The sequence below is a fragment of the Micromonospora sp. NPDC085948 genome (assembly GCF_040686315.1).
In the GTDB taxonomy this organism is placed as follows: Bacteria; Actinomycetota; Actinomycetes; order Mycobacteriales; family Micromonosporaceae; genus Micromonospora.
In genome coordinates, this window is record NZ_JBFBJW010000005.1 from 294975 (window position 1) to 311035 (window position 16061).

Annotated in this window: 2 protein-coding genes; one reads left to right on the plus strand and one right to left on the minus strand. The window is 71.3% G+C overall.

Annotation, left to right across the window (positions count from 1 at the left end; all coding sequences use genetic code 11):
* Window positions 1-23: 23 nt before the first annotated feature.
* On the minus strand, window positions 24-15179 hold the full coding sequence (locus AB0O48_RS16465; protein WP_365066341.1) for a toxin glutamine deamidase domain-containing protein: 15156 nt from the start codon (window positions 15177-15179) through the stop codon (window positions 24-26).
* A 624-nt stretch (window positions 15180-15803) separates the two neighbouring features.
* Here AB0O48_RS16465 and AB0O48_RS16470 point away from each other — a divergent pair.
* On the plus strand, window positions 15804-16061 hold a 258-nt coding region (locus tag AB0O48_RS16470), incomplete at its 3' end, for a hypothetical protein (protein WP_365066344.1).

The following is a 16061-nucleotide window of genomic DNA, read 5'->3' on the forward strand; positions in this document are numbered from 1 at the left end:
AACGAGACGCGACCCCGAGTCGTTCACGGTGTCTCCGGTGCCTCGGCGATGAGCAGGATCAGCCGGTCCACCTCGGGGCGACCGATGTCGCCGCGCTCGCCCTGGTGGCTCAACCGGCGGATCCAGTAGTTCCGGGACGTGGAGTCGAGGTGATCCACCGTGTCCCGAATGATCAGCTCCGCCGCGTCGACGTCGTCACCGGCGGCACGACCGAGGGCCGTCAGCATCGCGACGTCGGCCGCGGGCGGGCCGGCCACCTCGATGAGTCGGTGCAACCTGTCGTACTCATTCAGGTCGGCCTTGGCCACCAGAGCGCGAAACGCGTCCTGGCGGGCCTCGGCGCCGTCGGCGGCGAGCAGCGCCAGCGCCTCATTCCCGAGGCCCGCACTGGCGAGGTCGATGACGGTGGCCGCGGCCTGACGCGCGGCCTCGCCGCCACCGCCGACCGTCCGCCAGGGCGGGTCGTCGAATTCGTCCGGCAGGAGGTTCTCCTGGAGGAAGGGGACCAGCTCCCGGCCGCCGTCGACGGCGAGGATGTCGTTGAGCGGTTGCCACTCCCGCATCGCGGTGTCCCAGGTGGGCGCGATCAGCCAGATGCTGATCAGTGGCATCGAGATCTCGGCCGCGAGAGTCAGCAACGGGTTTCCGGGACCCGGGGCACCCACCACGACCCGAGTGTGGTTCAGCGACGTCAGCTGCCTGGCCCACTGGGCCCGCTGTCTGACCGTCAGGTGTCGGCGGGCCGGCTCGAGCGCGTCGAGCGCGCCCGGCAGGTCGTCGGCGAGGGCTCGGCTGACGGCTTCGAACAGCGGTGCCGTGACCGGGCGCGCCTGCCCGGTGGTGGTCGGCCCGGCCTCCGGCAGCGGTACGTCCCGCAGCGGTGGTAGGTCCTTCACCTCCAGGTACAGGTCGCGGGCCAGGCCGGCGAGTTCCTGGTACCACACACGGGCCTGCGCGACAGTGCCCCGGCGGGCCCCGTAGGACCGCACCTCCACCACTCCGAGCTCGGCCGACAGGCTGCCGTCCGCCGTGTCCAGCTCGTCGTGCGTCGTCATCCCGGGGAACACGTGCTGCTGGTCGACCAGTTTCCCGTGCAGCGCCGAGAGCAGGTACATCATCGGCGACATCAGTGGTGCGGCGCGGGACGCGGTCCAGGGCTGTTGACGGCTCGACAGCCGCACACCGACCCCCGCGCCGGCCACGGCTCCGAGCTCGTCCAGGTAGCCGTTGTTGTGGTCGAGGTAGAACTGGGCGAAGCGGTTGTGGATCGCGTCCGCCTGATCGCTCAGATAGAGCCGCGCCCACCAGGGCAACTGTCGGACGTAGAGGCCCAACGCGGGCCGGGACAGGGCGGCGACGTGTGCCTTGGTCAGGCTCATCGGGGCGAGCAGGTATTCGGCGGCCCCGGCCGTGTGCGCGTACACCAGCGCGAGCACACCCTTGATCGCGTCGAGCACCCGGGCGCTGGGCACCTGACCCGCACCGGCGAAGTACCGCAGGACGTGCTCTGCCTCGCGATCACCGAAGGCGACCCCGTCCTGCTGGTTCTCCTTCGTGCGATAGGCGAGCAGACCGAGCGGAGCCGACTCGTAGGTGACAGAGCTGTCGCGCCAGGTGCGCTCCCCGACGTGCGCCAGGAAGCGCGACAGGCGCTCGATCGGCGTACCCATCGAGATGTGCCAGTGCCAACCACCCTCGTCACCTCGCGGTGGCGGACCGATCGTCCCGCTGGCCGCCGGTTCGGCCACCACCTCGGCGGAGGCGAGAGTCGCGGGCAGGGCGACAGTGGGCAGGCCCGCAGGCCCCTGGACCGCCTCGAACCGGTCCTCCAGCTCCTGCAGCTGCCGCCAGAAGTCCTCGGTGTCCTCGATCCGGCCCTGCTCGCCGGGAAGGTTGCTGATGATTCCGGTGACCAGCTCGGGCACGGCGATCCACGCCGGGTCGCCGGCGGCCGGATCGTCGGGGAGCACATAGCCGCGGGGCTCGCCGTCCTCGGCCTCCTCGGCCGCGTGGTGCAGCTGCTTCGTCTCCACCTCGATGTGGAAGCTGCCGTCGCGGGCGCGGGCGAGAATGCTGCCCGACCGCGCCCGCACCATGGCGTCGATGTTGAAGTCCATCGGCATGGTGCGTTCACCCTCCAGCCCGCCGCCGCGATACCCCCTACTGGCGACCGGGTCCACCAGGGCCTCGGCCAGCGATCGCCGGGACGTGCCGCCGCCGCGGACCACCCCGTCCGGACCGATCACCAGCGCACGAGCGTGGACATCCGCGTCGTGCTCCTCCGGCGTCTCCTGCGGCGCGCCCACCCGCGGCACCGCACCCGGATCGGTCAGGTTCAGCCACAGCACACCCTCGTCCGCCGTGTGATACGCGGCGTACACGTGCCCGAACCCCGACCGCGTCCGCTCCACCAACACCACCGCCACCGAACGCTCACCGAGCCCCTCCGCGCCCAGACGCGCCGTCAACCCGTCCCACCCGTCGAACCGCTCCCAGTCCTGCCGATCCCCCAACCACGCCTCCGCCGGCCGGCCAAGATCCGAGTCGTCCCGCGTTCGGGGCACCCGGACCGCGTGCGCCAGGGGGCCACCCGGAAACAGCCGCGACACCAGCGCCTGCCCCACCGCGAGACAATCCGCCACCGTCACCCGACCGGCCGGATCGACTACACGGCCCGCCGCGACGACCTCGTCGAACAACCGACGCAGCCCGTCACCGGTCAGAGCCCGCGACCCCTGCCCGGGTACGCCCGTCGGCCCCGACCGCGTCTCGCCGTTGGGGGCGACCCGCCCGCTGAGGTGGAAGAGCCGAGCCAGGTCACGTCGGTGCGCCGGACCGGTCCCGACCTTGTCGATCAGGGCGCGCGCGGCGGACGGGCGGGCAACGGCGCTGGGCCGCGGCGCTGCCGTCATCGAGGTGGGGTCCACGGCCCGTACCGCCGCCACCAGGGCGAGTTGCGCCTGGATGGTGCCGAGGTCCAGCCGCGCGGCGGGAATCTCCGCGACGATCGCGTCCGGCCTCAGCAGGAGGCCACCGGGTGGCGCGTGGGGGTCGCCAGTCGCGGCCAGCAGCACGCCCACCTCCGCCGCGTACCCGTCGACGAGCGTCGACAGGCCCGATGTGTCGCCAGCGGGGTCGAGAGCGGCCTCGATGCCACCGCGCACCTGCCGCACGCCGGTGGAGCGCAGGTGGCGGACGATCTCCCGCAGATCGGTCCAGGTGTCCGAGGAGTCGTCGGTGATCCGCATCGTGACGGCGCTGCCGTCGGGCGCGATCGTGACGTTCTCCGGCCGACGCAGCCGCGCCGCCACGGCGACGCCGTCGACCGACGTGCGCGCCGGATCCGCCGGGTCGAGACCGAGGGTCAGGGTCAGCGCGGCGTCCGCGCCGGGCGCGAGGCCGGGCAACACACCACGGGTGCGGTACGGGATGGGATCGTCCCCCACCTCGAGGCGGCGGCGCACGTCTTCTCCGACGGCCCGGAACTCGTCGGGATGGTTGACGAACCCGTCGGCCGGCCACCGGTCCTGGGCCGGCGTGCCGGTCTCTTCCTCGGCCGACGTCCCGGCCAGGTCCACGGCGGCGTCCACCGCTGACGGCAAGGCCGGCGGCGGTGGCAAGGTCGGCGGCGCGGCCGGATCGGGTACGCCCTCGGTGGTGGCCACGAACCGTATCCGGGACGGATCCGGGGGCGCCGTCGCGGGCTGGCCGGTCTGTTCGTCCCAGTAGGTGGGCTCTCCGTCGTCGTCGCGAAACACGTTGAACGCGTGCGCCACCTCGCCGTCGGCGCCGTTGACGACCACGATGCCGGTGGCGCGGTCCGGCGCGTTGCGCACCGCCTCGGTGATCGTGTCGAAGCCCGCGACGTCCCGTAGCGGCCGCCCGGCGTACCAGGGCAGAACGCCCACCTCGGTCTCCACCGACTCCGGGGCGACGAAAGTGCCCTGGCCTCGCGTGTGTAGCCGCTGGTCCGTCACGATCGACGCGAAGACGCAGTTCGTCCGCGAGACGGTGGCGTCCGTGCCGTTCCCGCGCAGATACGGGTGCCTGGTCAGCACCTCGCTCGCCACCCGTGGCGGACCGACACTTGTCCACCCGCTGCGGTCGGCAGGCGTCGCACCGGCCAGGTCGCCGCGCCCCGCCGGCCCGGCGGAGGGGCCGGCGGAGGGGCCGGCGGAGGGGCCGGCGGACGTGCTGGAATCCTCCGGTTGGGCCCAGCGCACCTTCCGCTGCCGTGCCGTGCCACCGGCGTTCCCGCTGTCGTCGGCCTTCCCGATGCCGCTGGCCTTCAGGACACCCCTGGGCTTCCCGACACCACCGGCGATCCGCGCGCCCTCGTACTCCTGGTGGTCGGGCGGTAGCGGTCTGCTGGCCGACGGCGCCGACAGGGACACCGGTTGCGACTCCGTGCGCACCGGAGCTTGCGGTCGGACGTCCGGTCCGTTTCGGCGGCTCAGCACGTCGGTGAGGTTGTGCGAGGGGAGCTCCCCGTGGAGCCGACCGCCCCGGAACTCCTCCCAGTTTCGAAGTGATCGCAGACCATCGCGGACGTCCTCGTCGGTGTAGCCGAGCGCTTGGCCGTCCTTGTCGATCACGACATGCCGGTTCGCGAGCACGGGACCGACCCAGCCGCGAGACAGCTCCTCGACGAACGACCGGTCCGTACCGGCCACCACGATCAAGAGGGACTTCCGGGAGACGCCCGCCGTTTCCAGCGTGTCCAGAACCTGCGCGGCCGTCCGACCGCCGATGGTGCTCGTGCCGTCCACGGTGATACCGCGGCCGATCACCATCGGCGCGTCCGGCTGCGCCGGCAGCCCTTCGATGGCGGCTACGTGCGTGTCGCGGTCGGCCGCGCCCGGCAGGTAGACGCCCGCGTCGACCCCCTCGCCGGGGTCCACCAGGACGTACGGTATCCGGGTCTCCACGGTGGCGGCGAGCAGCCGGGTCCGCGTGGTCTGGCTCCCGACGGAGGAACCCGGGCTCAGCCGCTCGGCGAGGGCGTCGATGGACCCGCCGAAGCCGGCCAGGTCCTCGACCCATTTGGCCGCGTCGCCAACGCTGCGGCTGGCCTGGCGGACCGTGTCGACGATGCCGTCCCAGATGACGCTCGGCACCGTCGAGGTGTTGCCGGTGATCTCCAACAGCACGTCGCGTTGGCGCAGTACGACCGGGTGCTTCTCCTCGTGGGAACCGGTCTTGGCCGGCGCGAAACGCCGGCCTCGCCGGTCCGACCAGCGCAGTTGTGTGCTTGCGCCGATGGTCTCGGAGCCGATGAACGACACACCCAGGATGGTGAAGTTGATGAAGCTCTGGCTGCCCGGGGCCGCGCCGAACTGCGGACGACCCGCAGAACTGGTGCCACCGCCGCCGTCGCCCGACGGGTCACCGGAGTCCAGTTGGCGCGACCTGACCGTGGGACTGGGTGCCGGCCGTACCCCGTCTCCCTGGTTCAGCGAGACGAGCGGGGCCAGCGCCACGGTCAGGCGTTGCTCGGCCTGACTGGTGGAGGTCATGACCGAGCCGACGATCGGGAAGTACTCGAACACCGTGACGGTGTCACGGCCAGGAGTGAAGTCGACAGGCGAATCGGAGTCGTCCGGGTCGGGCTCGTGCTGGTCGGCGGGAGGCCGCCAGGGTGACGCGGCGATCGTCTTGATGCTCAACGCTCCGTCGACACCGACACCCAGGTCTCCGCTCAGGAAGGTCTGTTCGACTCCGCCGTGTTTGAGCACCGAGTAGAGATTGCCCCCGCCGACCTCCCCGTCCACGAAATCGGCGAGTTCCCGCTGGTGCACGCCGGGTAGGACCTCGAACACCAGAGCCTGCAGCTTGGGGAGGTCGCTGAACCAGCTCACCCGGAACTCCGGTCCCAACCCTTCGGTGGGACGGAAGGACCGGAGCACGTCAAGGGTGAACGAGCCCACCTCGTTGGTCCGGGGGGTCGGGTTGATCCGCGTCCCGTGCAGGACCTCCCGCCCCGCCGGGTCGCCGAGCAGCACCGTGGCCGCGGGCGGGCGTCCCGGCCCGGTCGGCACCAGCGGCTGGGGGGAACCGTCGGCCGCCATGAACTCCAGTACGGCGCCAGCCTTCAGCCAGGGCCGCCGGCCCGCGCCGCTGTCCGGATTGGACCAGAGCGACTTCGCCCAGGAGAAGACGGTCGGGGTCACCGCCGCCATCAGCCAATCCTTCAGGGGCGTCACCTGCACGTCGACGCTGATCTCGAAGGGGTAGTACATGCGGGCCAGCCCACCCTTGGATTTGGTGATCACCCGCGGTTCCTGGCGGTCACGTTCAAGGTCGGCCTCGCCTCGCTGCCGAGACAGCTCGATCTGCGGGGCCGCGCCGGTCAGTCGCACCGGTTCGTTCCGCTGCGCCCTGGTGTGAACGGGGCCGGAGAGGCGCCCGACCTTCGACGTCACCCGCTGCGTCGCCTTGCCCCGGGACGTCAGGTGGGTCCCGTGCATCTCCATGTCCGACTCCGGCGCGGGTACCGGACCGAAGGGGCGACCGTTCTCGTCAACGGCGCCGGTCGCGGAGAGGTCGATCTGATGCGGGAGCCTCCGGCCGTGCAGCCGCATCTCGTCGTGGAGTGGGTCCGGGCGGGCGAGCAGTTTGTAGTCGACGATCATGGTGCCACCCAGGTGGGTGATCGCGCGTTCGAACCGCGCCACCACCACCGGGTGCGGGGACGGGCCGGAGCTGAAGTACCGGCGGATGTCGCCGCGCGTCACGATGCTCGACGCGTGGAGGGTGATCCAGTCGTAGAGCCCGGCCGAGTAGCTGTTGGAGCCCAGGGCGGTGGAGCCTTCGGCGTCCACCCCGACGTTGCGCAGCGTGTGGTGGAGCAACTCACGGCCGGCGGGAAGCCTGATGTCCAGCACCGAGGTGTCACCCAGGCCCAGCCGCTGGCTGATCCGTCGTGGTGGGTAGACGGCGTCCGCGCCCGGCTCGTCGCCGGGCTCGGGCGGCAACAGGTCGAGGGCGGCCTTGACCTGGGCGTGCAGCGCGGGGGGCAGACCCGCGATGAAGTCGTCGGGCCGGCGGAAGTCGTCCGGCCTGCCATCCACGTCCGCGAAGTCGGCGACGTCGGGCCAGGACCGTTCGAGATCCCGCCAGATGGTCGCCATGTCGAGGATGCTGACCAGCACCTGGATGCCGTCCTCGACGTCGATCGCGCTGACCGACGCCGTCGCCGGCAGCGCGGGCTCCCACACTCCGCCGAAGAGTGAGCGGAGGCTGTTCACCAGGTTGCGGGAGGCGCCGGTGAAGGTGCCGACCATCGTGACCGGGATGATGATCGTGTAGGTGCGGGCGCTGATGTTGTTGATCCGGTAGTCGGTGCCCGCAAGCGTCTTGGTCTCGCTGACGCGAGTACGCACGGCCGCGAGGAACGCGACACTCGGAGCATTGCCGTGCGGGTGCACGACGTTGGCGCCACCACTGTGGTACCGCGCCTCCTCCCGGCTCCGGGTGAACCCGCTGGTGCCGGTGACCGGGATCCCGTCCTCGAGATAGAGCTCGTAGTCGCGGGGCTGCGGCACGTACCGGGGCACATCCCGGACATATGCCTGCAACTCGTGCCGGCCCTCCACGTCCGAGAGCAGGCCCGGCTCGAATGCCTGCTCGGAGGAGTGCGCGCCGCGCAGGATCACGTCCATCACCGCCAGCAGCCGCTCCTCGCTGGTGAAGACCCGGCGGGTGTGCGCGGACAGGGTGGTCGGCCATCCGGGGTTGTTGCCGAACAGCTTCGACCACCGCCCGACGATCTGGTCGGGAAGCCTGCTGAGCTGTTCCAGGAGTGGGGCGAACTGCCTCGTGGCGAGCTCCGCGAACATCGCGTCGAGCGCGGCGCTGCCCCGGACGGCGTCGATGCCCGCGAGGTTCGGCAGGCTGGGACCGGCCTGCAGCATGGCCCGGTCGAAGTCGGTCGGGGCGCGGTGACTGATCGGTTCACGCCGGGTCGAGGCTGTGGTCAGCACCCGCATGTCGGGCACCCACGCCTCGTAGGAGACGGGTTGGTGCCCCGGTGTGAACTCCTCGTCCGGTGTGTCGTGGCCCTCGTCGTAGGCCTCGGCGCGCAGGCTCGTCGAGAGGACGAACTTGTGCATCGCCTGGTCCTGCTCGGTGTCCAGGACCACCGACCGGCCAGGGACCTGGCCGTTCACGATGGCCGTGGTGTTCTCCCAGGTCTTGCCGATCACGGTGCCGCTGAGCACCGAGTTCGTCCAGCCGGGCAGCAGGCTCTTCAACCACTTGCGGACCGGCAGGCTGAGGTTGGCGTCGAGAGCGGCGCGTTTGGACCGGAACATCGACCGGAAGCTGTCCAGCCGGAAGAACGAGTCGATCGTCATGTTCGCGCCGAGCTCGTCGGTGAGACCCTCGTACCGTACGTCCGGGTCCTGATCGCTGGGAACGTAGTATTTGATCCATTTCCGGTGCGTCCCGGAGGCGGTGAGCTTGTCGTAGGGCACCCAGAGGCCGGTGCCGCGCAGCGCACCGATCATGCCGACGCGGTGCGCACCGGAGCTGGTCTCCAGCAGACGCCTGTGGTTCTTGGCCAACAGGCCGGTTCCCGGACCGGTCTTCGGGAGATACCCCTCGCCGCGCAGGTAGTCCTCCACCTGCCGGTCCAGGTTCGGTCGCGGATCGGCGGCGGTCCCCTGGGGGGCGACGGTGAAGTTCTTGTAGACCACCATGCCCGGCCCGTCACCGTCGACGACGCCCCGCGGCGGGTGGCGCACCTGGTCCGCGTCCCGGAGCGTGTAGGGCAGGTATCGCACCCGGGCGCCACGGCCGGCGGAGCTTCCGGTCCACGTGCGGGAGGGCGGCGAGCTGTGCTGCTCTCTCCCACCGGTGAGCAGTTCCAGCTTCCACCGCATGCCGACGTCCGCGACCATGCCACGTCGGATCGCCTTGGTCGCCGTGGGGTCGGGTGCCAGACCTGGTCGTTTCGGGTCGGGTTCCCGGCCGGACCGGAACCCGCGGCCCACGAACGAGACCGCCCCGCTGTTGTGGCCGATGGTCACACCGGTGCCCAGGCCGAGGGTGACCGCAGGACCGCCCGACCAGAACGTGCCCGGAATCCTGGTCTCCTCGTCAGGTGCCGTCAGCAGGGTGACGCCGCCGGTGACCGGCAGGTCGAAGGCGTTGCGCAGCACGACCGATCCGCGCTCGGTCATCTGCGACTCGCTCAGAAACTCCAGCGAGTTCTCACTCGCCCGGGTGACGATGCGGCTGGTGTCGTCCTTGACCGGCTCCATCGACAGGCGCAGGATGCCGAGCAGTTTGCCGTTCGCGTCGTGGATCGGGTCGGTGTACGCGCCTCCGTCGCGCGCCCGCTGGAAGACGTTGTGCATGTTGCCGTGCCCGGCGAAGCTGAACACGTGCTTCTGCGACCTCGTGTTGAGCGTCCCCGGGCGGTGCCGCCGCCGGGCACCGAGGCGGCGTCCCCGGCGGGGCGAGCGCACGACCCTCGCGTCACGCGCGGCGCCCCGGCCGCCGGCGGCGGCCCTCCTCTGGGCGCGCGCCTCCGCGACGAGACCGGGCAACTCGTGCAGGATGCGCAGCGGCAGGTCCGTCGGGTCGTGCAGCGTGTCCAGTGACATCGGGTACGTGGCGAGAGCCACCTCGTCCGCCACCGTGGTGTCCGCCGGCGGGTCCGGTACGGCGAGGTGCTGCGGAAAGAACACCACCAACCGCTCGCGTACGGTGTCCGACCCCAGGTCGCCCTCAGGGTCCTCCTGCCAGGGGTCGTCCGGATCGTCGAGAGTGGGCCGACCCGGGGGCGTCACCAGCCGGGGGAGGCGGGCGGCCGGCTCCGCCGTAACCCTCATCTCCCAGGTATAGAAGTGTGCCAGTCCTGGCTCCCGCAGTCGCTCGATGGTCGCCGGTCCCGTGCCGGTTTCGACGAAAGCGGTGCGGGTCTGCCGGTTGTGGGTCAGCCGGGGCACCGCCGACACACTGAGCACCCGCAACGGGCCGGTTGTCCCCATACCCAGGAACTCCTGGATGGGCAGCGGCAGGTCCCGGTAGTTGATGTTGCTGTGGCTGCTGGTGGAGGAGACATCCGAGAAGCGCCGCTTCTCGCCCTGAGTGACCTCGGGTGGCGGGTACGCCGGATTGAGGTCCCGCTCGTCGTGTCGGGTGAGCGTCGAGTGGAACGTCAGTCGCACCGCGTGGCGGCCGCTTCCGACCACCCGGACGGCGCCACTGCGCCCGGTGGAGGACGGCAGGTCGTCCACGAGCGCCATCGGTGTCGTCAGGCGGGCGATGTCGCTCTGGATCTCCGCGTCCTGTGTCCAGTGCCCCAGGGGGCGGACGGCAGCTATCGCCAGCTGCCGCATCCGAGCCGCGGCCTGCTCGGTGATCACGCCCTCGGCGCCGATGCTCAGGAAGCTGCGCTCGCCCTCGGTCGAGTCACGATCGCCGAAGATCGTCAGGTCTGAATCGCGCCCGTCGGCGATGTCCTGCCACTCGTCGCGGGCCTGTCGGGCATCATCGGCTCGCGCAACGGCCGCGTCCCGCGCCAGACCGGCGTCCCGGGTCGCCTGGGTCAGGCGGGTCGTGGTGTCCGCCAGGTCCTTCTCGGAGGGCAGGCGCGCGGCCTCCGTACGCAGCAGATCCCGTGCCGCCCCGGCCTCGTCCCGGCTCGCCGTGGCTGCCTCGGCGGTGTCCCTGTTCTCGGCGTGCTTCTCCTCGGCACGGTGCAGACGTGCCCGCGGGCCGTCGTCCCCGGCCAGGGTGGTGCGCTGCCTCCGCAGGCTCGCCGTCACCGATTCCAGGCCCTGGTCCGTCGCGGTGATCGTGGCCTTGGCCTTGGCCAGGGCGGCGTCGGCTGCTCTGCCCCTGCCGCCCTGTTGCCGACCCTCCCGAGCGATCACCTCCAGCCGATTGTTGAGCGTGGACTGCTCCTCGATGAGGTGGATGCGGCGCCGTTGGCCGGCGGCACGCTCATCCTGGGCGAGCCGCGCGAGGCGCTCCTGGCTGAGGTTGCCGAGCTGTTCGTCGACCTCCTCCAACCGGTCCTGCACCGTGTCCCGCTCGTCCTCAAGCCTGGTGATCTCGGCTTTCGCGGCGGCTCTGTCGGCTTCGGCCTCGGCCCTGGCCCGCTCCGCGTCGGCACGCGTCTCCCGCAGGACGTCGTGCTGCCGCTCGGTCTGCGCGAGCTGCTCGGTCGCGTCCGCAAGCGCCTTCGCCGCCGCGGCCACCCCAGCCTGACTGGCCTGTAGCGCCTGCTCCGCCGCATCGGTCTGCCGCTGCCGGTCCCGCACCTCCTGCTCGGCGTTCGTCAGGTCGTTCCTGGTCTGCGTCGCCGCCCGCACCTCGTCGCGGTGCTGCCGCAGTTTGGTGTCGGCGTTGTCGGCGAGCCACTGGGCGTCCCGCTGCCCGGGATCGAGAACCGCACTCAGCAGTTGCCCGGTCTCCCGGAGCGCCGCGATGATCTCCGGATTTGTGTAGAGCCGGCCGTCCTCGGGATGGTCGGCGACGACCTCGGGAATACGGGGGGTAGGGGTGGATCCGTCGTCGCCGTCCCGAGCCGGGCCCCGGCTGTCCGTGTCCCCACCACCGCCCCGACCCGAGGATCCCCCAGCGCCACCACCCCGACTGTCCGTGCCCCCACCACCGCCCCGACCCGACGGCCCCCCAGCGTCACCGCCAGGGCTCGTCGACGAGCCCTGGCCACCGGCGTCACGGGTGTTCGACGACGCCTTGCCCTTCCCCTTGCCCGTCGACGTGTCGTCGTCGTCCGAGGTCGACGACAGCAGCATCGCCTCGATCGGCGGGAGCAGGCTCTGGTCATCGGTCAGCGCCAGCAACTGGCCATGGGCGACCCGATAGTCGCGCACCAGGTCGACAAGGCCAGCCCTCAGCGTCTGCTCGGGCATGCCGGTCATGCCCGCCTCCAGAGCGGTGAGTCTCGTGTCGAACGCGGTCACGGCTGCGAAGGCAGCCGACGAGCCAGGCTGTTGCAGAGCGGCCCTGATGTCATCGACCCGCTCGTCCCGCAGCGACAGGAACGCCTGCACGATGTCCTGCCCGTTGCCCGGCAGCGCCGCCACCAGCTGCGCGGCGTCGTCGACGCGGGCCATACCCACGGTGTACGTCGGCAGCGGGCCGGACGAGGGCGGGGTCACGTCCGGGCCACCTGGTTCGGTCGGCGCCTCCCGCAGGCGTTCCACCGTCGGCACGGTCTCCACGCCGGTCGCCCGGTTCACCTCGTAGCGGGCGTGGTCCACCTGGAGCAGCGCGTCGCGGAAGTGCTCGCGTGCCGGCCCCGACCGGCTTTGGTCCGAGCTCACCACTCCGGCGAGCGACTGCCGGGCCGCGTCGAGGACCGCCCTGGCGGTCTCCACCTGCTCGGTCCGGGCCGCGCCCTCCGCCGTGCCGGTCTGGTCGGTCAGCGCCTCCCGCAACGCCGACTCGATCGGACCGGTCAACCCGTCGAGGTGGTCCAGAACATCCTGCGCGGCGCGCCGCACGCCGTCGACCGTCGCCGGCACCAGATGGTCCACCCCGACGACGGGGTTCGTCTGCACACTCGTCACCGTGTACACCCGGGGATCGTTGGCGAAGCCGCCCAGATCCGGATCCACGACCAGGTCCCAGCCCTGCGCGGTGGGCTGCCAGTACTTGCCCTGATCGTCCATGTTGAGCAGCGAGTTCGGGACCGGCGTGAGGTGGCCGTGCGCTGCACCGTACGCCTGCGCCGCCGCCTGGACGCCACCGAACGGCGCGGCCTCCGTGGGTTGCCACTGTTCGGAGCGGGCCCGGGCACGCTCCGCCACCTCATGCGCCTCGTTCGTCACGGCCAGTGTGTCGGCGACGAAGTCATCGGTGCGGTCGAGCGTGGCGAACGAGTCGTACTGGATTCCAGGTGTGGCGTCCTGGTGCGCGCGGTTGTGGCGCTTCTCCAGCACGAAGATCGCGCGTGTGCCGTCGGGCGACAGGTGTGGGGGGAAGGTGGTCAGCTTTCCGAAGAGATCATTCTGGCTGATGTTCACCACCGGCACGCCGGTGAGCCCCTCCTGGATCAGCTGTCGCACCGAATACCACCGGTCCGTGTCGGTGACCCGGTACAGGGCATCAATCCACGACAGTCCCTGCTGTTCGGCAGGGTGACCACCGATGCCGTGCAGCTCCTGCCGGTACGCGTTCTCGATTCCGTTGGTGATGTCCAGGATGTTGCGGCTGACGTAGTCGCTTACCGCCGGTAGCAGGTTCGCGCCGTAGTGGATCATGTCCTGTCGGCTTAGCAGGAGCACCGAGTTCTTGCTGATATTGGCCCCGGCGATCTGACCGACCACCTCGCCTGTGGCGTTCGTCAGGATCTGGACGAGGGCTCCGTGCAGCTGTGCCGGCTCCTCGAACTGCAGGAGGTCCTCGATGTCGGCCGGGGAGAGGGGCTGCCCAGGGGCCAGGGAGCGGATGAAGTCGACCATCAGACGCCTGGCAAACCGGTCGGCGACCCCCACCGCGTCCGCGACCATGCCAGCTGTGGCGACGCCGAGCCCTGCGCCTTCCCACTGCGCGGAATTCATCAAGGTGGGAAGCGCCGCCAGGGAACCGCCCGAGGAGAGCTGCAGATGGATGTTCTGCGCATGGACGTCCGGATGAAAGAGCGTCTGACCGGCCATGCCCTGCTCGACGTGGACGTTGTCCGGCGTCTGGAGCGCCTCGTACAACGCGTCGGCGTAGTCGCGGCTCTCCGGCGGGACCTGGTTGCGCCAGTCATCGAGAACTTCCCGATGCCAGTCCGTGGACGGTTGCAGGGCATCGGCCATCGTCAAGCCGATGCGTCCCGCGTCCTGCAGCCACCGCATGAGCGCCTTCCCGAGGCCGTGATACTGCGTCACGGTGAAGGGGACGGTTCCCTCCTCCCCCGGCACCGCAGCACCGGGCGCGTACACCACCTCGGCGGCGAGCCACAGCTCCTGTCGGTGACCCCGGTAGTGCCGCCCCTCCAGCGCTCGGAGATGAGCGAGAGACGGGTACCAGCGGTCCGAGTGGCGGCCGTACACCGGGGATTTGGTCTCGCCCTTGACCTGTAGACCGAGGGAGTGCACCGTGGCGACGGTCTCGCCCAGCCACACCTCCTGTTGAGCGACTGTCGCAGGCCGCACCGGGGCTCCGATGCGGACGTAGCCTTCGAGTTCGCCGCCGATCAGGCCCGGTTCGTGGGTTTGCGGCACCCGATCGAGGAGGGCCTCCCCCACCCGGTCACCCGACGTCGGCAGCCCCGACTCGGCACCGCCGGCCAGCACCGCGCCGCTGGCCAGGTCCACCTGCCGCAACACGTCGTCGGCGTCGGACACCAACCGCACCGCGGCCCGTAGCGCCCCCGGCGGGCGATCCAACTCGAAGTCGACGAACCGACCGTCGGACCCGTCCGGCGAGACGGCCCCCTGCGTCTCCACCAACACGAACCGTGACTCGGAAGCACGCCACACCAGTGCCATGTGCGCCGGCACCTCGCCGTTACCCGCCGGCGGCAACCACACAGGCGTCATCGCACCAACGGACAGACCCGCCAGCCGGCCGACACTTCCCGGCGGCCCGAACCAACCTCCCAGCGACTGGGCGACCACATCCCGGGCTCGTGGACCATCCACCTCGCCCACGATCGGCGCACCAACCTGGCGCAGCACCCCCGCGACCCGATCGGCGCAGTCCGCCGCCCTGTCCCAGGCCGGCAACTGGCCCACCGCCGACCACAACCTCCGATCGACGTCACCCCGTTCCGCGGCGACCCCGTCCGACCCCTGCCCGACCGGAGCCACGCCGGCCGGCTCGTGGGCCGGCTCGTGGGCCGCCGCCGACCGGTCTCCGCCCACCACCTCCGGACGGGTCATGTCGACAAGCGTGTCGACCGAGGGCAGGTGCGCGACGCCGGTGACAGTGCGGACCTGTTGGGACGCGGTGTCGTAGGCGGCCAGCACCCTCGCGGTGTCGGCCCTCGCCTGCTGCTTGGACAGGCTCGGCAGCGACTCCGCCAGGTGCGTCAGTGACTGCTGGACCGTCTGGACGGCGTCGCGGGCAGCCGCCACCTCCGTGGCACGATCCGGCGGCGACGCCTGAAGCGCGCCAATGATCGCGTCCTGCGCGCTGTCGAACGCGGCCTGGGTGTTCGCCACCACACGCGACACCTCCTGGGTCGACGACGTCAGCAGGCGTTCCATTCCGCCGCTGCGGGTATCGCTCCTGCCCAGCGACGCCTCAGCGGACCGCGCCAGGGCCGGGTGTTCGCCGTCCGACCGGTCGGCGGTGAGTCCCGGCGCCTGCTGCCTACCGGGGTCCGAGACGGTCCGCACGTCGGATGAGCTGCCCGACTCCGTGGTCGCCCGGTCGGCTGCGCCCGAACCCGCACCCCCGAGCACCGTGGCCGGAGGCCCCGATCGGGCGGCGCCGCCATCGAGCGCTTGGCGCGCCTCCCCCGCGGCTCGCTGCTGCCCATCCCCCCGGGCACCGCCCGCGTCCCCCACCGGTGACGCCGGGCCACCCATCGACGCTGCACCACCCGTCGACGCTGCACCACCCGTCGACGCCGGGCCGCCCGTCGACGCCGGGCCGCCGACCGACGCCGGACCACCGTCGACCCGTTCCGACCCCGTACCACCTCGGGAAGCGCCGTCAGCGGCATCGGCCTCGGGGGCTCCGGTCGCCGGCTGGCCACCGGTGATCTGCTCACCGGCGGCGCGAGCGCCGTAACCCTCCGCGAACCCACCTGATTGGCCACCAACCGTTGTCTCGGCCGAGATGCCAGCCGACGAGCGGCCGGCACCCTCGTCAGAGCCGCCGAGGGAATGACCATCGAGACCGCCGCCCGGCCGGCCAATGGCACTGTCGCCGGCGGCCCCATTCGTTACGCCCTGGCCCGCGAAGCTCTGCGCCGCGCCACCGTCCGCACCACCGTTCGTAACACCACCGCTCGCCGCGCCACCAGCGACCACACCAGCGTTCGCCGCGCCACCGCTCGCCGCGCCACCAGCGACCACACCAGCGTTCGCCGCGCCACCGTTCGCCGCGCCACCAGCGGCCACACCAGCGTTCGCCGCGCCACC

What these genes read in the sequence shown, in the direction of transcription:
- AB0O48_RS16465 (WP_365066341.1), bottom strand. Translation starts at nt 15,179, where the DNA reads ATGGAACGCCTGCTGACGTCGTCGACCCAGGAGGTGTCGCGTGTGGTG.